The sequence below is a fragment of the Tolypothrix campylonemoides VB511288_2 genome, assembly GCF_045999855.1.
GTDB lineage: Bacteria > Cyanobacteriota > Cyanobacteriia > Cyanobacteriales > Nostocaceae > Scytonema > Scytonema bouteillei_A.
In genome coordinates this window covers 251346-271594 of the sequence record NZ_JBFPMW010000004.1, presented here as the reverse complement: position 1 = coordinate 271594, position 20249 = coordinate 251346, and the positions used below count along the sequence as shown (strand labels likewise).

The following is a 20249-nucleotide window of genomic DNA, read 5'->3' as shown; positions in this document are numbered from 1 at the left end:
ACCGCTCATTGATGACTCGTCATCATTTCTTCTGTGCTACTGGCTGATTTTTACTGCTTCCCTTATTTGTCCCTCTGATACTGTAGAAATAAAAACCGCCTACAGTCAGTAAAAACATAGTATAAAAGAGGGCTTGTATAAAATAGAGATACTGAGTGTAGCCAAATAAAGCATTAAGAATAATACCAGGAAACTGGTCATCAGGCAGGACATTAGAGGTATTCCAAACCATTGGTCCGAGAATACAAGAGTGGATTTTAGTAAACCGTTCATAATAGAAACACAAGCTTTCTGAAGCACGATTGCTCAGGGAAAGGGTTGCAATAGCTTGGTCAAATTTGTCTAAGGCTGTAACAACTAATCCAGCAACAATCAATACTAACAAAATGCCCATGACTTGAAAAAACTGCCGGATGTTGATTTTGATCCCCCATTTAAATAAAAGCAAACCTATTGCAACTGCAGCTAAAATTCCAGCAAGAGCACCGATAGCAGGTACTAGTCCTTGCTGAAAATTAGCAGCAACGAACAGAACAGTTTCAAAACCTTCGCGTACAACAGCAATAAATATCAGAGTAAAAACACCCCAACCCGTGTTTGAATTTTGTTTTAAAGCACCTGTGACTGCTCCTTCAACCTGAGCTTTCATGAATTTGGCTTGTGTCGTCATCCAAAGAAGCATCCAACTCAGCATGAAGATTGCGAGGATGCTAAAAATACCTTCTAGAAGTGGCTCCACTACAGATGAGTATTGAGGATTTAGTGCGCTAACGACTTGGATTATCCAAGTAAACAGAACACCTATTAACGCACTCACAGCAATTCCAACACCAACTCCAGCATATACCCAAATGTTGAAACGGGATTGTTTGGCTTTTTTGAGCAAAGCTAGCACAATACCCACCACAAGAGCAGCTTCTACTCCTTCTCGGAGTGTAATGACAAAAGTAGGAATAGCAGCACTAAAATTCATTGTGATTTGTCATTGGTAATTTGTTATCGGTCTAGAATTATGAGTCAATAATTCTGTTTTTACTTTTGATGTTGAACTATTGACTCTTAAATAAGGCAAAGCTTTTTAATCTAAAATCGATAGAGCTTATCGTTGTGCTTGAGTACTAGAACTATCAACCACTTTTTGGGAATTTTGTTCAATGGTTTTTACTAGCTTGGTAACATCATCAGGCGATTTTACAGGTTTAAGGGGTGGAATGGCAGAGGGCCAAACTTTCACTAGTTCAGTCATATTGGTTTCAATTGCTTTGTGTTCTTGGGGATACTCTTTTGCCATTTGGCTAGAAATCCCTTTGTACAATTCGTTGGCGTAGATGACGAAGCCACGAGAGTCCTGATACTCAATAGCTGCAGAGATTTTTCCATCTGCAATTGCCGCACCATATTCTGAATTGGACGCATCTAATAACCCATTAATGACTTGTAGAACGAAGCGGGGTTGAGTGCGTTGTTCTGCGGGTAAAGCGGCGATCGCAGTATCAATAGATTGCATGGAAGAGGCAAAATCAGTTTTAACTTTGGCGTCTTTTGGCTTGGCTTTTACAAAGTCTTGCAAGCTTATCAAACTTGTCTTAAATTCTTTGACTTTGCGCTCGTTTAATTGGTCTTCTACATCCACGTAAATCTCTTCTACTGGATGTCCAATATGGGGTTCTGCCTGTTTGGGTTCGTTTTTATCTAACAATTCTTTTGCTACCAAAAGATGTCCTTTCATCAACCCTAGCTTGGTCATATAATCAACATCTTTTGCCTCACCACTCAGTACTATTTCCTGGACTGTCACCTGGTCTTTTATTTGGTCAAATTGCTCTTGACTGACAACTTTTTTAGCAACTAAGTCTTCAGGGTTAGCATAGGGGCGATTTGCTTGAATTTTGTGTGATAGAGCGGGAACACCCAGCTGTGCCTCAAACTTATCCAATTCTGAGAGAATAGCATTGTTAATGTTGATTTGCTTTTTGCCACCGTGTCCGCTATGACTGACTCCCTCTGTCTTTTGGGAACTTGTGTTAGTCACTGGTGCTGGTGAAGGATTTTCTGTGGTTTGTGTTGATGTACCGTTACAGGAACTTAATGCGACTATTGCTGCGGCTGCGACAGCTAAACAAACGTATTTATATTTTTTCATTTTTGCTTGTTAGAGGATGTTTTAAGAAGTCAGCTCGGTCAGATTCCCGATTTATAAAAAGTCAGGGTTCTGAATAGCGCAAACTTATCTATGTAATTTCCCATAAATGAAACTTTTTATCAACTAGTTACTGAATTTTTAACCTTTATGTAAAAATTATACTTTTCTTGTTGACAATTGTAGCAATTAGCTTGAATGGAAACTAGTACATGAAGGCAGCCCCGAACGCTCGCTACTGGGGCAGAAGGCGCAAAAGTTTTATTGTCAGCGTTTTGTTTGTGACTTACGTTGCTTTATTTCCGCTATGCTGTACTGGGGAGCGAGGAAGGTGGTACTCCTCTGGGGATAAGGGGTAATGGGGACTGACAAACCAACTGCTAATCGCCAATCCTCATTCCCCAATACCTATGCATTCTTCCCAATGACTTCAAACGATCCCATACAGCCATTTTCTGCAATCCAATCTTGATGGGGGTGAAACATATACTTACCCGGATAGCGAAAGGAAAATTCTAAGATATGCCTTTCTGCAATACCCATCGTAATCACATCAGTTTTCTCACTGGGAGTTCGGCTCATTCCAAATCGGTAGACGTCAAAGAAGTTGGCGTGGAGGTGGAAAGTGACTGCGGGATCGAATTCAATGATGTTGAGAACATAGAGCCGAATTAACTGATTTTGATATATAGGAATAGGAGAATCCATATAGTAGTGAGGCAAACCGTTGAAAGCGTAATACTCGTTACGGTTGTCATCATTCACATCGTACCCAGCCATAACGAGTACAATTTCATCGGCTGGGGGGCGCGGAGTAGGTGGATCGATGATAAACATCCCGTACAACCCTTTAGCAATGTGACGGGTTACTGGCTCAACATGACAGTGGTAAAGGTGAACGCCATAGGGTTCTGCATCAAATTCGTAAATAGTTGCTGAACCGTGACGAACCGGGCGAATACCATCCATATCAGCAGGGTGAGTACCGTGAAAATGCAAAGAGTGAGAATGCCCTGCTTGATTGTAGAACACAACGCGGACGCGATCGCCTTGCTTTGCTCTGAGAGTTGGTCCCGGTATGCGACCATTGAGATCCCAAATATTGAAAGAAACAGCACTACTGAGCTGAATAACAGAGGTATCCGCAGTCAACCGAAATTCTCGTATGGTGCGCCCATTTTCCCGCTTGAGCGTGCCATAATCAAATTCCCGTATCATTTTCATCGGGTTCGCAACCTCCTTAGCAGGCGCTTTTATCTCCAAGGGCGGTACTTTGACAGTAGACTTACCTTGTACATTAAAGCTGTGCCACAGCAACCCTGCACCAGTTAAACCACCACCAGCCAAACCTATTTGTAGCAACCGACGGCGGCTCCACAGTTTTTCTTTCTCGAAAACAAAGTTGTTGGGCATAGCATTAATGAGAGTTAGCAGCAAAAATCAAATTTCTCAAAATTGCAAATATTTTTCGACTAAAGATAACTTTATTGTACTAAATCAATTTATATAAATTAGTAATTATTGTCAATAAGATAATCTTTACTCAATAATGTAGATGTAGGAGCCCGTGTAGGATTTACAAACACCTCTCCCTTTTCTCCGTTGCTCTCCTTGTTCGGATCTCAAATAGGATTGCTATATTAGGAGTTAGAAATTAATGACATAGGAACGAATCCCCATTGCTCCTTATCCTCAGTATTAGCTGAGAAGTAGCCCGGTTGATAATTAAAGATACGCCGTACTTCTAGCAAAATTGATGTAATAATCAATTCAGACTTCGCCTTTTCCGTACTCATGCTAGCAGCTTAAGTCTAGAGTCTGATTGTAAATAATTAAAATGATATTTTTAAAAACCTCCAAAAATCTCCCCATACGACTGCTTCTTTTCTCCACATTACTCCTCATCCTCATTCTCGCCTTTCTACTCGACATAGCCCTTGGTTCAGTTCAAATCCCTCTCAATCAAATCATCAAAATCCTACTAGAACAGCAATCAGAAAAAAACACTTGGACTAACATCATTCTCCAATTTCGCTTACCTAAAGCATTCACTGCAACTCTTGCAGGTGCAGCATTAGGAATCAGTGGCTTGCAAATGCAAACCTTATTTAGAAACCCCTTAGCCGGACCCTTCGTTCTGGGAATTAGTTCTGGAGCAAGTCTGGGAGTCGCATTAGTTGTCCTCACAGCTACCGCTACAGGGACGCCAACGTTATTAAAAGATTTAGGCATAATTGGTGACTTTGGTTTAGCTATATCAGCCAGTCTTGGTGCAGCATCAGTTTTAGGGATAATGTTAATTGTTGCTCGCCGAGTCCGCGATACAATGACACTATTGATTTTAGGTTTATTATTTGGCTACGCTACCAGCGCTATTGTAAGTATCTTACTCAATTTTAGCTCCCAAGAACGAATTCAAACTTACCTCATGTGGACTTTTGGAAGTTTTGCGGGTGTGACTTGGACACAAATGATTATTTTAGCTCCTGTCATCCTTTTGGGTTTATTGATGGCGTTCTTGCTGTCAAAACCACTCAATGCACTGTTACTTGGTGAATCCTATGCGCGTAGTATGGGCTTAACAGTACAAAAAGCCAGATTTTCAATTATTACTAGTGCATCTGTCTTAGCTGGAGCAATAACTGCTTTTTGCGGTCCCATCGCCTTCTTAGGTGTCGCAATTCCCCATCTATGTCGCAGTCTATTTAACACTTCAGATCATCGCGTATTAATTCCAGCAGTCACAATAATGGGTGCTATTCTAGCATTAATTGCAGATTTGATTTCCCAACTTCCAGGAAGTCAAACAGTTTTACCATTAAATGCGATTACTGCTTTAATAGGAACGCCTGTAGTCACCTGGGTCATTCTCAAACGCAACTCGCAAAAATCTTTTCCCACATGAGTGATGCCATTCTCACAACTCACAACCTGACTATTGGTTACAGAACATCGCGAAGAACTTTCCGAAACGTTGCATCTAATATTTCGGTGTCGCTTCAAACAGGAGAACTCGTTTGTTTGCTCGGTCCTAATGGAGCGGGTAAGTCAACCTTACTGCGAACACTTGCGGGAATGCAACCTCCTATTCAAGGGGAAGTGCGATTGCTTGGAGAAAATGTTTATAAATTACCACCGCAAGAATTAGCAAAACGTCTCAGCTTGGTACTGACAGATAAGATAGATGTAGGAATGCTATCATCTGAAACCTTTGTAGCTTTAGGACGCTATCCTTATACTGATTGGTGGGGAAAGCTAACACCGCAAGACGAAACCATTGTTAATTGGGCAATAGAATCTGTAGGTGCAACACATTTATCCCAACGTCATGTTAGCGAACTCAGTGACGGGGAACGGCAAAAAATTGCGATCGCACGAGCCTTAGCACAATCACCTGTTGTCATGCTACTCGATGAACCTACAGCATTTTTAGATTTGCCCAGACGTGTGGAAATTATGCAATTGCTGCGCCAAATTGCTTGGCAAAATCACCAAGCAATTCTTTTATCCACCCACGATCTCAATCTCGCTTTACGCTTAGCAGATAAAGTTTGGTTGCTTGCTAGTAATGGAACTTTGCACGTTGGCGCACCGGAAGATTTGGTTTTGAGCGGTGCGTTTGCCGAAACTTTCCGCACTGAAGGAGTGGAATTTGATATTGCTTCTGGAGAGTTTCATCTCAATTCACCAGTGCGTGGTACGGTCGATTTAATAGGTGAGGGAGTAGAAGCTTTATGGACACAACGCGCCTTGCAACGAGTGGGATTTCTCGTTCAGACTGAGAGCAAATCCTCTCCCATTTGCATAGAAGTGATACCCACTCAAAAACAAGTTGTTTGGCAGGTCATACGCGATCGCGAAATGTTCTTGTACTATGAGGTACAAAAACTTATTCAATTCTTGAATCAACTTTTTCCAATGTAAAGATCTCTACTTTAGTTAGAGGCTTAGTTATACACTTACCTTCAACCACAATCCTAGAAACACTTTACTTTAAATTATTAATTGCGCTCTTCCACGAGAATTGCTCGGACAGAATTCTAATAGAGCTTTCGCCGACCTTTTCGAGCAGCATTACAGCAAGCAGTTTTCATTTCAAAGTCGATACAGCCGATTGCTTCAGGCGAACAAGCTTTTTTAGGATGTACCGGACATTTCAATCGATAGTCATTGGTGAAATACTCACAACCTACACAGGAATTTGATGCAACATCGTAACTACAGTTCAACAGTAGGATTTACAAAGATGCTTTACAAACATCTTTTTACACTTTTTCCTTTAATTTATTCAAACACTAATGAAAATCTATGTCAACTAACTCGAGCAAAATAATTAAACTAGGCAGATATACTAGTACAGATCGGTGGAAATAAGGCAACTATTAGTTACAGGTAAAAAGTTTACAATAAGAGCTTTTGCTCCTTCTGCCATCTAATAAGCATACTTCTGCCTTCACGTACTAAAGTATTGAAGGGTAAAGAGCAAGAGCGCGATCGCTTCAGTACATGAATTAATAACCAAAGACATTTAGGGTAGGCATCAAAAACTAACTAAAGATAAAATAGAAACAAACAGACCAAAGGCGGTGTGTATGGTAACCCAACTTGGTGAAACCAAATTAGCTTATGAACTGGTCATATCGTGGGAAGCCTTGCCCAAAGATTTTCAATTAGAGGATGAACCAGTGGAAAACACAGGTCAGCCATTGTTGGCTGGTGCATTACGTGAAAGTTTAGAAATCGGTGATTTCATCCAACCTCAAATGTTAATTGCGTCCAATTTTGGTCTGTGCGCGACGGTGAACGGGCAATTGATTGTGAAAGCGCCAGATTGGGTTTATGTTCCCTCTGTCAACCAAGTGATAGGAGAACGCAGAAGCTATACACCCAATTTAGAGGGGGATATACCTGCAGTCGTCATGGAATTTTTATCTGAGGAGCAGGGAGAAGAGTATTCGGTAAAGCGAACCTATCCACCAGGAAAATGGTTTTTTTACGAGCAAATTTTACAAGTACCTGTGTATGTTATTTTTGATCCAGATGGTGGGTTGTTAGAATTTTATCAACTGGAAAATAGACGCTACGAATTAAAGCAACCAGATGAAAATGGTCGTCATTGGATTGATTCAGTAGGTTTATACTTAGGGACGTGGCAAGGAACAAAAGAAGCCAGAACTGGATATTGGTTGCGGTGGTGGGATCGGACAGGTAATTTGTTACCTTGGGCAGTGGAAGTGATTGAACAAGAGCGTCAACGCGCCGAACAAGAGCGTCAACGCGCCGAACAAGAGCGTCAGCAAAAAGAACGGCTGCTTGCTTATTTGCAATCTCAAGGTATCGATCCAAATAATTTGCCCACAGATTAAAGATCATTCAAATCCCCTACCTTAAAGTATGGGGATTAACCAAAACGATGCAGTGTCATTAGATTCTATATCTTTAAACTGCTAGACACTGAATTTGATAGGTGTAAAGATTTCCAAAAATGGAGAACTTGCTCTGCCACAAGCTGAGGTTGAAAGAAATGAAAGAAATGCTTTCCTTCTGGGCATTTCCACAAGCGATCGCCCTCTTTCAAATAAAGTTGCCATCCACACAGATCGTCGATTTCTACAACGATGTCGTCTAAACTTCCACAGACCATTAAAGGAACAGGAACAGAACTCCGAGGAACACAAAGTCTTTGAAATAGCGAGTGTGGTGAAAGAGAGGAATTCAAATCTTGCCTTAGTATTTGTGTTAGACGTTTATTGGTAAATTCTGCATGATATCCAAACAAGTTGTAAGCCATGGATCTAAGAATTTGCTGGCGACTAGAGAATGGGAGATGAGCATAGTAATGAACGTGCCAATTAACAGCTGCATCAACGCCTACAGCCAATAGAGTGAGAGATTTTACTTTTTCAGGATATCGATCTGCATAAAACAGTCCTAACAATCCTCCCGTACTATGACCGATCAGATGTACGGGTTGAGTGCAAGATTGGAGATAATCATGCAACAACATCACTGCAAATGAAAGTGGGCTTGCTTCGTCCTCAGTTTGAGAGTAATCCCAACTAGCAATTGTCATGTGATGTGACAAATAAGATAGCAGTGGCTGAGAAAAGCATTGCAAACTAGGGCTTGTATTTAACCAAACGACATCGGGCGATTGAAACATGAGATTTGCCTGCAAGTAAATTATCACAAGAATTGTGAGTGGTTAGTTGTTGATTGCTCGTTCTTCCACTAACCACTGACCCTTCAGGTATCTCCTGTGTCCCCTATGTCCTATGCCCTTCGGATACACTACGCGATGCGAAGCTTTGCCCGCAGGACTATACGCCAGTTGGGCACAGGAGAAAAACGCTCCTATGGCAATGAGGGTGCCACGTGCTATCAGCACTGGTCTCACTACCTACTTTCTTTGGACTCACCACTCACTACTAACCACTATCCATGACACACCACACTCTTTCTTCAGTTGACTGAGCAAACTTTAATGCGCTGGTCTGTCATGTTAGAGTGATTATCTTCATCAAGAGCTAAACGTACACCTTCGCCTTGCCACGGGGAGGGTTGGAGAAGGTGTACTTCATTGAAAGGCAAAGCGCTGTGTGCTGCATCTTCAATTAAATTGAAGTATTAGCTTGCAGCTAAAGTATTCAGCCTATTCAACACTAGATAGGCAAAGATAGCTCTACCAATTTCATCAATCAAAAAGCCTCCGGTAAATTGGCTCTATCTTTGGGTAGTTCGGAGAGTCTCTAGCACTCCAAAAACTACTTCCACTAAAGTGAATTGCGTAGTTATTTGCGTTTGCTTTTGATAAGAAGCACTACTGTCAATCGATAAGCTCATGGTCAATTTAATAATTTACCCGTTAGGTTGGCTGAGCGGTTGACTGAGCGAAAATTGCCAGCCCACCAAGGAGTGCCAGCAAAGCCATGCTTCACGGACAGCAAACTCGTAGAAACAATTGCCATTTTACTTAAAATACCTTTCTTGAGAATTTTATTCAACAACTATAAGTGACAGTTTACTATAAAATCTCTATTAATGAAAGATATTTTCATTAATATTTCCTCATGCTGAGCTATTCTTGCGTTGAGTTAGCAGTTAGTTGTGTCAAAACCTTCCTCAGTATTCCGCAATGGGTTATGACACTCTAGAACAAGTTCTAAATTTAGAAGTTTGACCGTAAATTAGGTTGAAAGTAGTGCAAAAGGGCGATCGCCTGACTATTGAAGTGCAATCACAAAGTAGCAACACCTTTGCGCTATCAGCACAAGTAGCAAGAATTAGGCGATCGCCAACCTATACTAAAAATTACCTGGGATAAATGTGCTGTCTGGGTGCTATTCCTGGATTGACGATCGCAGCCAACTCTTCTTCAGACAACTTGCTTAGCTCATTTTCCAATTCTTCCACTGTGAAGTCATAGCCACGCTCTTTAGCAATTTTAATAAAAACTGCTGGCTCAGATGCGGCTTTGATTCTTTCCTTTAACGCTCGATCTTGTTTGACGATACTTAAAAATCGGGTTGCATTGTTCTGTGACATGACAGTCCATCCCCTGGTTTCAATTTCAGATTTCCGTGTAATTAATTTAGCGTTTTTTGTTTCGGCAAATTTTAGCTAACCCGTCAAAAGCCCCCCACTTACTCCGAAACAAAAGTGTGTGGAGTCGTCACTTGAATTGAACGACTAGCTTATACGTGTACTTTCATCTTTAACCAAAAAAGAGAATGTACGATCGATGTGTGACAAAAGTTCACCTATTTTCGGTAGGAGGCGTTGGCTGTTATTTGGAAGCAAAAACACTAACGAGCTTTTATTACTTCAATTTTAGACTATAAGTTCTTTCTTGCTTAGGTCATGTTCCTCTAAAGCTGTCATTGACTGTGCCTGAGTTGAAAACATTTTCGCTAATTCTAACAAGGAGCATCTTAAAAGTGCAAAAACTCGACTGACCTCTTGCCCCTAGAGCGATCGCTCCTCACAGTGCTCGAGATCCACTACCACGAACTTTGCCATCATTGCAGTATGTGGAAGTCCAAGGGTTCTGCTAGTTACTATTTTTACTCCATCCACTCCGTGACTGCGGGTGTTGTACGAGATAATAATTTTCCTTTAGAAATAACATAGCGAGGAAAAGAGCGACAGCGAATAGCATCATAACGATCGCTAGCCTCTAAAACTATCAGTGAAGCTTTTTTGCCAACTTCTATCCCATACTCACTTTCTAAGTGGAGTGTTTTTGCTCCATTTACAGTAACCATATCGTAACAAGCATTAATTTCAGGCGCTCCTGTCATTTGACAAACATGTACCCCCATGTGAGCCACATCCAACATACTACCCGTACCCAAGCTGTACCAAGGGTCTTGAACGCAATCATGTCCAAAACTGACGTTAAGCTTTTGCTGCCAAAGTTCTTTCACTCTGGTGACTCCTCTCCGTTTTGGATAGGTATCAGTTCGACCTTGGAGTGTAATATTAATGAGGGGGTTGGCAATAAAGTTTATTTGGGCTTGTTGGAGAAAACCCATTAATTTGAAAGCATAGGCATTGTTGTAAGAACCAAAAGCTGTTGTATGGCTGGCGGTAACTCGCGCACCTATGCCTGTGCGAATGGCACAAGCAGCAACAACTTCTAAAAATCTCGATTGGTCATCATCAATTTCATCACAGTGAATGTCAATCAAGCGATCGTACTGCTGCGCTAACTCAAATATACGATTTACCGATCGCACTCCGTCTTCTCGCGTGAGTTCATAATGAGGTATTCCACCAACAGCATCAGCACCCATTTTTAAAGCCTCTTCCAAAAGGGCTTCGTTTTCTGGTTTGGAATAAATGCCATCTTGGGGAAATGCCACTACCTGTAGAGTCATCCAATCTTTGACTTCCTCTCTGACTTCTAAAAGCGCTTGTAGGGCAATCAGTTGTGGTTCGCTAACATCAGCATGAGTACGGACATATAAAATTCCCCGTGCTGCTTGTTGTTTGAGCATGGCAACTGCACGAGTTTTAACATCTTCTAAGGAAAGATTTTGCTTGCGTTCTCCCCAAATTTGGATACCTTCAAATAAAGTACCGCTTTCATTCCAACGCGGTTCCCCTGCAGTCAGTACTGAGTCTAAATGAATGTGGGACTCTACAAATGGAGGTGAAGTCATTTGCTCAAGAGCATCAAGTTCTACTTGCGCCGAACCGCTTAGATGAGATGCGATCGCGCTAATGTGACCGTCTTTAATCCCAATATCGACGAGTTCTTCAGCTAACCCAACTAATTTACAGCGACGCACTAATAAATCGTAAGTTTTGTTTGTCATTGGTAAGCGTGTCATTTGTTATTTACTTCGTTCCCAGGCTGAGCTTGGCAATGCCTTTACAAGAAGTTCCGCTTCCAGTATAGACTCGCTATCCAAAGCAGTGTCTTTGGATTTTTTTCTTGGCGTTTATGTTCGGTTTTTCTTATCAAGAACTTAGATAACAATGACAGTGTGGTTTTTCAATAAGTGACTCAACCAAAGCATTTAAAGCAGTCGCAGCTAACAAACCACCTCCTAATGTCCCTTCAATAGCGATCGCACCCACAGATAATTGCATCAATTGCCTTTTAGCCGCTGGAGCGTGACTAAAACCAATGGGCATACCGATGACTGAGGCAGGGTGAATTTTCTGCTTTTGTATAGCTTCACAAACAGATAAGAGTACACTGGGGGCGTAACCAACTACAATGATGCAACCATCAGACACTTGCAGTAATTTTTCTTGCCATTTCTGGTGTTGCCAAAATTCTTTCTCCGCCTCTATTGCAGAGGTCACATGAGCATTATCGATAAGTATTTCAACGTCACAACCCAAATGCACTAAGCGTGTTTTATCCAAAGCAGCAGCTACTGTTGGGATATCTACAACAATTTTACAGCCACACTTTAAGGCATCACGGCTAGACGCGATGGCTTGTTGATTCAACCTCACAAATGATGCCAAGCTAACATCTCCGCAAGCTAAAATAAGTTTAGAAATTAAGTCTTGTTCTATTTCAGATCTGTTGGACAGATCGGGGAGTAAGTGTTGTAGCGATTCTTGAAAAGCTTCCGGATGAGCATGAACCCGAGCATCTAATCCACTCCAAAGTTTTTCGAGTCCAGACAAGCCCGTCTTTGTTTCCACCTCCAGTAACTTTAGTTGTGCTAAAACCTCAGCTTGCATAATTTGGCAATTGCGATCGCGTCCCAATAGTCCCTCCAATGCAGACGCCGTTTGTCGCAGTTGAGAAATTTGTTGCATCACTGACTGATATTGCTGCTGGAGTTGCGCCATAAAGCTAGCAGTCATGTCCATTTCTGGTTCCACTTCCAAAATGTGACGGATGTGGTTGAGTTGGAATCCTTGCTGCTTGAGTGCTACAATGCGTTGCAGTCTGATAACATCTTTATCCGTGTAAAGACGATAATTGCTCGAAGAACGCTTTGGTTGTGGCAATAATCCCAATTGATGATAGTGACGTACCATCCGTGGAGTGATTTTGCCACCAACTGCATCGGTCAGTTCTTTAATGGTTAAACAAGATGTTTTCATATTTGCGGTAGCAAGTTTTGCACGCGAATGTCACCGCTCGATAAAGTCTACTCAGATCTACTCACAAGTGAGCCAATCTCTTCAACCGGAAAGATAGCGGTCAATCAAACCTACCTTAAAGGGTTTACGCCTTCACAGATTTGTAAGTAGAGACAGAGGTTTTTAACTTTATTGTAGCTCTTTCCAGGTTACTATCGCTTTTGTATAGTTGAAATTCAACGTAATATTGATATTTTATGTCTGCTGAAACTACCGCTCGTATCATTCAAACCATCATTGCTCCTACGGTACTGATTACAGCTTGCGCGATTATCCTTAATGGAATCATAGGACAGTACAATACCATTGGGAGTCGTTTAAGTTCGTTGGCACACGAGCGCCTGGAATTGTTGCAAAAAAATGCATTTGAAGATTTCCTGGGACGCGAGCGCTTGCAAGAAATTGATATTCAATTACCAACTTTAGGTCACCGATATCGATTGCTACAATATACAGCGCTGATTATTCACGCTTCAGTCATGATTTTTCTCTTGACAATGGTTGCGATCGCTATATCTGTGTCTCTCAGTTCTCAATGGTTTGCATCAAGCGCTGTCATACTGTTTTTCTCTGGTATTTTAGTTCTCATTTTGGGGTTATTGTTGATTGCTATAGAAATTCGTATTTCCCATAAAGCGGTTTGTTACGAAGTCAAAAGAATTTCAGCACTGTGTAATTCAATGAATTGGGATTCGAGCTATTCAGCTAAGGAATGAATTTGAGGGACAGGGGAGATAAGGGGGACAGGAAGTTTTTTGTCTAATTACCTGTAGAAGGGTTGACATTGACATTAATGTTAAGGTTTAGCGTGAGAGAGTATATGTGGATTTCACTCTCATGCTTTACCAACAGCGTTTAACCGAACTCACCAGGGAACACGCAGATACCCTACCTGCAATCTTTTGCGGAGTCTTATTACTTTTCGGATGGTTCGCCCTGCATCTCGGCTTTTTGGGATGGGCGTTGTTGCTGTTACCTGCAGCATATGTCATTGGTGGTTATGAAAGTGCGAAGGAAGGACTGACAACTCTTGTTAAAGAGAAGGAACTAGATGTCGATTTACTGATGATTGTGGCAGCATTAGGGGCTGCTGCTCTGGGATTGTGGCAAAGAGAGTACCACTTAATTATTGATGGCGCTGTCTTAATCCTGATTTTTGCCATTAGTGGTGCTTTGGAAAGCTATGCTATGCGCCGAACAGAACGAAGCATTCAAAGTTTGATGAAGCTCACGCAAGACACAGCAACTGTTTTGCGTTTTGGCAAAGAAGAAGTGGTTTCCATCAGCCAACTTAAGGTGGGAGATGAAATTATTGTCAAACCAGGAGAGATTGTTCCGACTGACGCAATGATTGTTTCTGGTTACAGTACTCTCAATCAAGCAGCTATTACGGGAGAGTCTATACCTATAGAGAAAACAGTAGGAGATGAAGTCTTTGCAGGTACGCTCAACGGCTATGGTGCGCTGAAACTCCAAGTCCACCAACCACCTGAAAGTAGTTTAATTCAACGCGTGATTCGTTTGGTAGAACAAGCACAAGATTCAGCCCCTCCATCCCAACAGTTTGTCGAGCGATTTGAACGGGGATATGCAAAGTTGATTGTTATCGCTGGATTGTTGCTAGCTATTTTGCCACCCTTTATCTGGGGCTGGAATTGGGAAGTTACAATTTATCGTGCTCTGACTTTCCTCGTTGTCGCTTCTCCTTGTGCATTGATGGCAGCAATTATGCCTACTTTACTTTCTGGAATCGCTCATGGTGCAAGACAGGGGATTTTGTTTAAAAATGGTGCTCAATTAGAAACGATCGCTAAAGTCAAAGCCATCGCTTTTGACAAAACTGGTACGCTGACAACAGGACAAGTACAAGTTTCTCGGGTTATTCCTGCTAGTGGATACTCGGAATTGGATGTATTAAAAATAGCTGCTTCTGTAGAAGCATATTCGGAACATCCTATTGGCAGAGCGATCGTTCTAGCAGCAAAAGAGTTAGATTGGATACGTGCAATTGAGGTAAGAGCTATTCCCGGACAGGGAATAGAGGGAAGAGTGGAACCCTCAAGTGGAAATGAGTTGGAATCTCAAGTCATAGTGGGTAAAGAAAATTTTATACATCAGTATGTATCTGAGTTACCCAATGAATTGAAACAATTAGCTCGCATCTTAGAGGAAAAGGGAAACACTGTTGTTTGGGTAGCAACAGTTTCTCAGATAAGTGTTTCCCCGACTTCCTCCCAACCTAACATTATTGGTGCGATCGCAATTGCAGATGAAGTCAGGTTGGATGCAGCAATAGCAATTTCCCGTTTGAAAAAGCTGGGAGTTGAACAAATCGTCATGTTAACTGGCGACAACGAAGCAACTGCACGCAGTGTTGCTCAAGCAGTTGGACTTGACCAAATCCATGCAGAATTACTCCCTGAAGATAAGCTTCACATTATTCGCCGTCTGCAACAAGAGTATCAAACAGTAGCAATGGTAGGGGATGGCATCAATGATGCACCAGCCCTAGCTCAAGCATCTGTAGGTATTGCCATGGGAAAAGTAGGTACAGATGTAGCTTTAGAAACCGCAGATATTGTCTTGATGGCAGATAAGTTGGAGAAGATTGAAGTCGCAATCCGTTTGGGTAAAAGAGCGCAGGTCATCGTCAGACAGAATATTGCGATCGCTCTAACTTCCATTGCTTTGCTCTTAATTGCTAACTTTGTGGGAAGCATCAACTTACCCACGGGCGTGATCGGACATGAAGGGTCTACTGTAATTGTTACCTTAAGTGGTCTGCGGTTGCTGAGAAAATTATGAATTATGAATTATGAATTATGAAATTTTATCATTCATAATTCATAATTCTGAACTTAAGTTTCTTTACTACTAGATTGGTAGCGATGACGCCGACGGCGTTGATTGCGTAAAGCTTCAGCTTTGCGTCTCCGCTTTTCGATAGGTGTTTCAAAATGTCTCTTTTTGCGTAAATCCGGCAAAATTCCTGCTTTAGAAACTTGCCGTTTAAAACGACGTAGGGCTGAATCGATCCCTTCCGTTTCTCCCAAGATGACTTGAGTCATTGGTTCTCCTGTACCATTGTCTAACTGCGCGGTTTGTGTGTGGCGAGTTACTTAGTTCGCCAGATCTTAGAGCTAAGTTGGTGTTGAGTTGACCCCCTCAGCCCCAATCTATAATAATAAAATTTTTTATGACCAGTCACGTATACAGTAATTCCACCATTATTATATTTAATGAAAAAAAGAAGTTAATTCATTATTCACCAATCACTGGTCACTGGTCACTGATTACTGGTCACTAGTTATTATTTAATAACGGTTGCGGAAGTTGTTCCGGTTACCACCGAAAGGTTTCTTATCTTCACGTGGTCGAGCTTTATTAACTTTCAGGTCACGTCCCATCCATTCAGCGCCGTCTAGACCTTCGATGGCTGCTGTTTCTTCAGCTTCGCTTGACATTTCTACAAAACCAAAGCCACGTCGCCGACCGGTTTCGCGATCGGTAGGAATCTGAACGTCTTTGACTGTTCCGTATTCTGCAAACACCTCTCTCAAGTCATCTGGTGTAACTTCGTAGGAAAGGTTGCCTACATAAATTGACATGATTGTCTCCAAAATCATCAAGTTGTAGAGAGCAATATTTCGGAGACAAGGCTGTAAAGTCGAGAAGGCGAAGCCTGTAAATTCTAATAACAAACATTGCAACCGAAATGGCACTCACTTATTAGCCTAGCATAACTAAAACTGACAAGGGTTACATTGAGTGCTAAAATCAGAGCAAAAATCAGACCCCCCAAACCCAACATCCTCTCAAAATGTTTGGGGGATCGTCCTTTCTCTGTTTCATGACAACACTAGAATGTTTGTCCGGCATAAATTGAGCGAACTTCACCGTTACGGCGAATCACAGCTTCTCCATTAGTGACTTCCACAAGTGTCCAACCACTATAACCGATTGCTTCACCGACTTCAACGCGTTTAGTCACACCGTTAATTTTAAATAAAGCAGCAGATTTGTTGCCTAATTCCATCAAACCTTCCAAGGTATGAGCGCTCACAGGACGATTTGGAGCCGAGACAGTTGCTACAATTTCTTGCTCTGCAATTGGAGTAGTCGATGTGGGTGCTGTTGCTGTCGGTGATTTTGGTGGTGCAGAGTTAGAGGAAGTGACAGATAATATGGGTAAAGCAGCCTTTGAAACTGGATATACTGTAACTGGCTTTGTTTGCATTGCTACAGGTTTAATATCATTGCGTACAGCAGCAAGAGCAGTGACAGTCATGGGCTTGGTAGCTAGCTGCGTTTTGATTGCAGCTGTTTTCACGGGTGCGAGTTTAGAAGTATAACCTAAATTCTTTTTAGGAGATGCTGCAACTGGCACTTGGGGCAAAGCTCTCAAATTGGCGAGCATGGGTGGAGGTGCGTAACGCATGGGTTGTGGTGCTTGGTACACCGGAATGTAAATTCGTCGTTCGACAACAGTGGTTGAGCGACCGGGGGCTAGAGAAGTGTTATTAGCAGCAGGTATTAGCAAATTACCAGCAGGGGGTTGATAAGCAATATTCGCTTGGTTAGATGGAACACTCGCTACTGTTGCTGGTTTAGTAGATCTAAGGTGCTGTGTTGTTTCCTGTCTGTCGATCGCGGACAGCGCACCGAGCATATAGCGAACCAAATCTTCTTCAACTTGTGCTTTTGTTGGTAACTTTGGCTGAACTTGCTGTGGCAATAAATTTTTCTGTAATGATGTGGAAGCCAAACGGTTGACTAACCCAGAGTTTGAGAGCCAAGCCAAACATGCCATTGCAGCACCTACACCAACTCCCAACCACAGCACGCTGCTGAGGAAGGAACGGGATTTTTGTTTGCTGGGTTTGGGAGGTGGTTGGTTTGTCGCTGTAGCACCCACAACTACAGTACTGAGTGGGTTGTGTCTTACTTTAGGAATAGGCTGTGTCTGTGGAATTTGTCTGTCTTGGAAGACAATTTGCGGTATTGTAATTGTTTGAACGCGGTGGAAATGTCCGCCGTGCTGAACCGTTTGGCTGGGTAGGGTTTCTTGTCCATCCAAAATGTCGTCAATTTCAGCAAAGAGTTCATCCATTAAGCCATCAGCGTAGGTTTCGATAGACCAGGGTTGTTCGCTGACTATTAGATCTTCTGATGGTTCTGAAAGTATGAGATAAGTACTAGCTTTTTCTGACATGGCTATTTTAAATAGTAGCGGTTAGCTGTTAGTGGTTAGTGGTTAGCGGTTAGGGATTAGGGGTTAGGGGTTAGGGGTTAGTGGTGAATACTTTGACTTATCAGCATTTTCCTACTATCAACTAACGACTATCAACTAACGACTAACTACCATCGACTAACTACCAAGTACTAACGACTTAACTTTAATCTGGAATTGATGATGCCTATTAAATCATGCCGTCTGTCATATCAACCTCCATAATTTCACCAAAGTTTTCAGAATTTCTGAACGATGAAGGATGAAATAGGCGCAACCTGTCATTTTCTGCTTGATACTTTATAGTTCATACTTCATCCTCTAATTCGTTAGTACTGACAAATCAATTTGGTTTTTATTTTTACGTACTTCCAGGTAGATTAGCAAGGCATTGATATCTGCTGGATTAACTCCACCGATACGTGCTGCTTGACCGATACTCAGAGGTCTGACTTTGCTAAGTTTTTCCCGTGCTTCTTTGGAAAGCGTGTCAATAGCATAGTAATCCAAATCCGCAGGTAATTGGCGATGCGCCTGACGGGCAATTTGATCGATCTGAGTTTGCTGTCTGTGCAGGTAACCAGAATACTTGATGTCTATCTCCACCCCTTCTTGTTCGCTGCGATCGAGACTGGTGTTTGCCAAAGAGTGCTTGTTAAGATCTACGTAGTGAAATCCCGGACGCCGCAACAAATCGGCGAGGGTTATGGAACCTTTGATTGCTTGTCCGGTGCTCAGCGCGATCGCCCGCCCGATTTCATCGTGTTCTTTCACCCGTGTTGAATACAACCGTTCTTTTTCTGCTGCTATATTCGCTTGCTTGCGAGTAAACAAATCCCAACGACGGTCATCAATCAAACCAATCTCACGCCCCAAGGGAGTCAACCTCTGGTCGGCATTATCAGACCGCAGTACCAGTCTATACTCCGAACGACTCGTCAGCATCCGGTACGGTTCCCGTAAATCCTTAGTACAAAGATCGTCAACGAGGGTACCGATGTAACTTTCTTCTCGCGGGAAAACAATCATTTCCTGAGAGCGAACAAAACGAGCCGCATTAATTCCTGCGACTAATCCCTGAGCTGCTGCTTCTTCGTAACCCGTTGTTCCGTTCACTTGTCCGGCGCAAAACAGTCCTTCTATCTTCTTTGTCATCAAAGTAGGAAAACACTGGGTAGCAGGTAAATAATCGTACTCAACTGCATAAGCTGGGCGCAGCATGGTACAGTTCTCCAAACCGGGAAGACTGCGTAACATTTGCAGTTGCAAATTTTCCGGTAGCCCTGTGGAAAATCCTTGAATGTATAGTTCGGGAATATCGCGCCCTTCTGGTTCAATAAAGATTTGATGGCTTTCTTTGTCAGCAAAGCGCACAATTTTATCTTCAATACTGGGACAATAACGAGGTCCCTTGGCATCTACCCAACCCCCATAAACGGGTGACAGGTGCAAATTTTCCCGAATTAAGCGATGGGTTTCGGCTGTAGTGCGGGTAATATAACAAGGTATCTGGTCCCTTTCTACCCATGCTTGTGGGTCAAAGCTGAACCACCGCACGTCTTCATCTCCAGGTTGGGGTGCCATCTTATTAAAATCGACTGACCGTTTATCGACTCGTGCAGGAGTTCCTGTTTTCAATCGTCCTGTTTCAAATCCCAGGCGATTCAGGGTTTCTGTCAAACCTTCCGCTGCAAATTCGCCCGCACGTCCGGCTGCCATTGATTTGTTGCCAACCCAAATCTTTCCTCCCAAAAAGGTACCTGTCGTTAAAATCACCGCTTTGCACCCGAAGGCAACACCAAAGTAAGTTTGAACGCCCGTAACTTCATCATTAGCACCCAACACTAAATCCGTAACCATACCTTCGCGAATCGTTAAGTTCTCCTGGTTTTCAACGATTCCCTTCATAACTGCTGCGTATTCTCTTTTATCTGTCTGAGCGCGTAATGCCCAAACTGCGGGTCCTCGCGAAGAGTTGAGAATGCGCTTTTGCAGGTACGTTCTATCTGCCATTTTGCCAAGTTCCCCGCCTAGGGCATCCACCTCATGAGTGAGTTGAGATTTTGCCGGACCGCCAACTGCAGGATTGCAGGGTTGCCAAGCAATTTTATCTAAGTTGAGGGTTAACAGCAGGGTACGACAGCCAAGGCGTGCTGTCGCAAGGGCTGCTTCACAACCGGAGTGACCGGCACCGACAACGATAACGTCAAAAGCGTCTTGGAATTCAATGGAAGTGAGCGGGATCATGGACTTAAACAGAGCAGC

18 protein-coding genes are annotated in these 20249 nt (G+C 42.5%); 6 read left to right on the top strand and 12 right to left on the bottom strand.

The window, feature by feature from the left end; genetic code table 11:
* Positions 1-22 precede the first annotated feature (22 nt).
* The 3 genes from AB0756_RS13915 to AB0756_RS13905 all read right to left on the bottom strand — a co-directional run bounded on the left by AB0756_RS13915 (position 23) and on the right by AB0756_RS13905 (position 3553).
* The gene (locus AB0756_RS13915; protein WP_038076654.1) at positions 23-973 is read right to left on the bottom strand and encodes an FTR1 family iron permease; all 951 of its coding nucleotides are present in this window, start codon (positions 971-973) and stop codon (positions 23-25) included.
* A gap of 126 nt (positions 974-1099) precedes the next feature.
* The gene (locus AB0756_RS13910) at positions 1100-2143 is read right to left on the bottom strand and encodes a helix-hairpin-helix domain-containing protein (protein ID WP_038076652.1); all 1044 of its coding nucleotides are present in this window, start codon (positions 2141-2143) and stop codon (positions 1100-1102) included.
* 405 nt (positions 2144-2548) lie between these two features.
* Entirely contained in the window at positions 2549-3553 is a 1005-nt protein-coding gene (locus AB0756_RS13905; protein ID WP_038076639.1) for a multicopper oxidase domain-containing protein, read from the bottom strand.
* A 424-nt stretch (positions 3554-3977) separates the two neighbouring features.
* On the opposite strand from AB0756_RS13905, the gene AB0756_RS13900 reads away from it, so the two are divergent.
* The 3 genes from AB0756_RS13900 (at position 3978) to AB0756_RS13890 (ending at position 7506) form a co-directional block, all read left to right on the top strand.
* Positions 3978-5045, top strand: a complete 1068-nt coding sequence (locus AB0756_RS13900) for an iron ABC transporter permease (RefSeq protein ID WP_038076637.1) — start codon at positions 3978-3980, stop codon at positions 5043-5045.
* The gene (locus AB0756_RS13895) at positions 5042-6064 is read left to right on the top strand and encodes an ABC transporter ATP-binding protein (RefSeq protein WP_038076635.1); all 1023 of its coding nucleotides are present in this window, start codon (positions 5042-5044) and stop codon (positions 6062-6064) included. The genes AB0756_RS13900 and AB0756_RS13895 overlap by 4 nt, the downstream gene beginning before the upstream one ends.
* 668 nt (positions 6065-6732) lie before the next feature.
* On the top strand, positions 6733-7506 hold the full coding sequence (locus tag AB0756_RS13890; RefSeq protein ID WP_038076634.1) for a Uma2 family endonuclease: 774 nt from the start codon (positions 6733-6735) through the stop codon (positions 7504-7506).
* Positions 7507-7571: 65 nt separating this feature from the next.
* On the opposite strand, the gene AB0756_RS13885 is transcribed toward AB0756_RS13890, so the two are convergent.
* Entirely contained in the window at positions 7572-8303 is a 732-nt protein-coding gene (locus tag AB0756_RS13885) for an alpha/beta fold hydrolase (RefSeq protein ID WP_038076632.1), read from the bottom strand.
* 682 nt (positions 8304-8985) lie between these two features.
* Complete coding sequence (locus AB0756_RS13880; protein ID WP_272900287.1) at positions 8986-9108, bottom strand: hypothetical protein; 123 nt, start codon at positions 9106-9108, stop codon at positions 8986-8988.
* A gap of 224 nt (positions 9109-9332) precedes the next feature.
* On the opposite strand from AB0756_RS13880, the gene AB0756_RS13875 reads away from it, so the two are divergent.
* Positions 9333-9464 (top strand): hypothetical protein, encoded by a 132-nt coding sequence (locus AB0756_RS13875; RefSeq protein ID WP_272900288.1) that lies wholly within the window; start codon positions 9333-9335, stop codon positions 9462-9464.
* Here AB0756_RS13875 and AB0756_RS13870 read toward each other — a convergent pair.
* The 3 genes from AB0756_RS13870 to AB0756_RS13860 all read right to left on the bottom strand — a co-directional run bounded on the left by AB0756_RS13870 (position 9452) and on the right by AB0756_RS13860 (position 12715).
* On the bottom strand, positions 9452-9685 hold the full coding sequence (locus tag AB0756_RS13870) for a Nif11-like leader peptide family natural product precursor (protein WP_038076629.1): 234 nt from the start codon (positions 9683-9685) through the stop codon (positions 9452-9454). The two genes, AB0756_RS13875 and AB0756_RS13870, sit on opposite strands and share 13 nt — an antisense overlap.
* A gap of 518 nt (positions 9686-10203) precedes the next feature.
* Positions 10204-11475, bottom strand: coding sequence for a cytosine deaminase (gene codA, locus AB0756_RS13865; RefSeq protein ID WP_237266113.1), 1272 nt, complete (start codon positions 11473-11475; stop codon positions 10204-10206).
* A 130-nt stretch (positions 11476-11605) separates the two neighbouring features.
* The gene (locus tag AB0756_RS13860) at positions 11606-12715 is read right to left on the bottom strand and encodes a precorrin-8X methylmutase (RefSeq protein ID WP_038076624.1); all 1110 of its coding nucleotides are present in this window, start codon (positions 12713-12715) and stop codon (positions 11606-11608) included.
* Between the two features lie 236 nt (positions 12716-12951).
* On the opposite strand from AB0756_RS13860, the gene AB0756_RS13855 reads away from it, so the two are divergent.
* Both AB0756_RS13855 and AB0756_RS13850 read left to right on the top strand, forming a co-directional pair.
* The gene (locus AB0756_RS13855; RefSeq protein ID WP_038076621.1) at positions 12952-13470 is read left to right on the top strand and encodes a DUF2721 domain-containing protein; all 519 of its coding nucleotides are present in this window, start codon (positions 12952-12954) and stop codon (positions 13468-13470) included.
* Between the two features lie 121 nt (positions 13471-13591).
* Positions 13592-15559, top strand: a complete 1968-nt coding sequence (locus AB0756_RS13850) for a heavy metal translocating P-type ATPase (protein ID WP_038076619.1) — start codon at positions 13592-13594, stop codon at positions 15557-15559.
* Positions 15560-15612: 53 nt separating this feature from the next.
* Here the strand turns inward: AB0756_RS13850 and rpsU are convergent, their stop codons facing one another.
* The 4 genes from rpsU to mnmG form a co-directional block, all read right to left on the bottom strand.
* Entirely contained in the window at positions 15613-15822 is a 210-nt protein-coding gene (gene rpsU, locus AB0756_RS13845) for a 30S ribosomal protein S21 (RefSeq protein ID WP_038076618.1), read from the bottom strand.
* Between the two features lie 246 nt (positions 15823-16068).
* Positions 16069-16362, bottom strand: coding sequence for an RNA recognition motif domain-containing protein (locus AB0756_RS13840; protein WP_038076734.1), 294 nt, complete (start codon positions 16360-16362; stop codon positions 16069-16071).
* 251 nt (positions 16363-16613) lie between these two features.
* Complete coding sequence (locus tag AB0756_RS13835) at positions 16614-17966, bottom strand: hypothetical protein (protein WP_038076614.1); 1353 nt, start codon at positions 17964-17966, stop codon at positions 16614-16616.
* A 339-nt stretch (positions 17967-18305) separates the two neighbouring features.
* Positions 18306-20231, bottom strand: coding sequence for a tRNA uridine-5-carboxymethylaminomethyl(34) synthesis enzyme MnmG (gene mnmG, locus AB0756_RS13830; protein WP_038076609.1), 1926 nt, complete (start codon positions 20229-20231; stop codon positions 18306-18308).
* Positions 20232-20249: the final 18 nt, after the last annotated feature.

Coding starts and splice junctions, on each gene's coding strand:
- AB0756_RS13915 (WP_038076654.1), bottom strand. CDS start 973: ATGAATTTTAGTGCTGCTATTCCTACTTTTGTCATTACACTCCGAGAA.
- AB0756_RS13910 (WP_038076652.1), bottom strand. CDS start 2,143: ATGAAAAAATATAAATACGTTTGTTTAGCTGTCGCAGCCGCAGCAATA.
- AB0756_RS13905 (WP_038076639.1), bottom strand. CDS start 3,553: ATGCCCAACAACTTTGTTTTCGAGAAAGAAAAACTGTGGAGCCGCCGT.
- AB0756_RS13900 (WP_038076637.1), top strand. CDS start 3,978: ATGATATTTTTAAAAACCTCCAAAAATCTCCCCATACGACTGCTTCTT.
- AB0756_RS13895 (WP_038076635.1), top strand. CDS start 5,042: ATGAGTGATGCCATTCTCACAACTCACAACCTGACTATTGGTTACAGA.
- AB0756_RS13890 (WP_038076634.1), top strand. CDS start 6,733: ATGGTAACCCAACTTGGTGAAACCAAATTAGCTTATGAACTGGTCATA.
- AB0756_RS13885 (WP_038076632.1), bottom strand. CDS start 8,303: ATGTTTCAATCGCCCGATGTCGTTTGGTTAAATACAAGCCCTAGTTTG.
- AB0756_RS13880 (WP_272900287.1), bottom strand. CDS start 9,108: ATGGCAATTGTTTCTACGAGTTTGCTGTCCGTGAAGCATGGCTTTGCT.
- AB0756_RS13870 (WP_038076629.1), bottom strand. CDS start 9,685: ATGTCACAGAACAATGCAACCCGATTTTTAAGTATCGTCAAACAAGAT.
- codA (WP_237266113.1), bottom strand. CDS start 11,475: ATGACACGCTTACCAATGACAAACAAAACTTACGATTTATTAGTGCGT.
- AB0756_RS13860 (WP_038076624.1), bottom strand. CDS start 12,715: ATGAAAACATCTTGTTTAACCATTAAAGAACTGACCGATGCAGTTGGT.
- AB0756_RS13855 (WP_038076621.1), top strand. CDS start 12,952: ATGTCTGCTGAAACTACCGCTCGTATCATTCAAACCATCATTGCTCCT.
- AB0756_RS13850 (WP_038076619.1), top strand. CDS start 13,592: ATGCTTTACCAACAGCGTTTAACCGAACTCACCAGGGAACACGCAGAT.
- rpsU (WP_038076618.1), bottom strand. CDS start 15,822: ATGACTCAAGTCATCTTGGGAGAAACGGAAGGGATCGATTCAGCCCTA.
- AB0756_RS13840 (WP_038076734.1), bottom strand. CDS start 16,362: ATGTCAATTTATGTAGGCAACCTTTCCTACGAAGTTACACCAGATGAC.
- AB0756_RS13835 (WP_038076614.1), bottom strand. CDS start 17,966: ATGTCAGAAAAAGCTAGTACTTATCTCATACTTTCAGAACCATCAGAA.
- mnmG (WP_038076609.1), bottom strand. CDS start 20,231: ATGATCCCGCTCACTTCCATTGAATTCCAAGACGCTTTTGACGTTATC.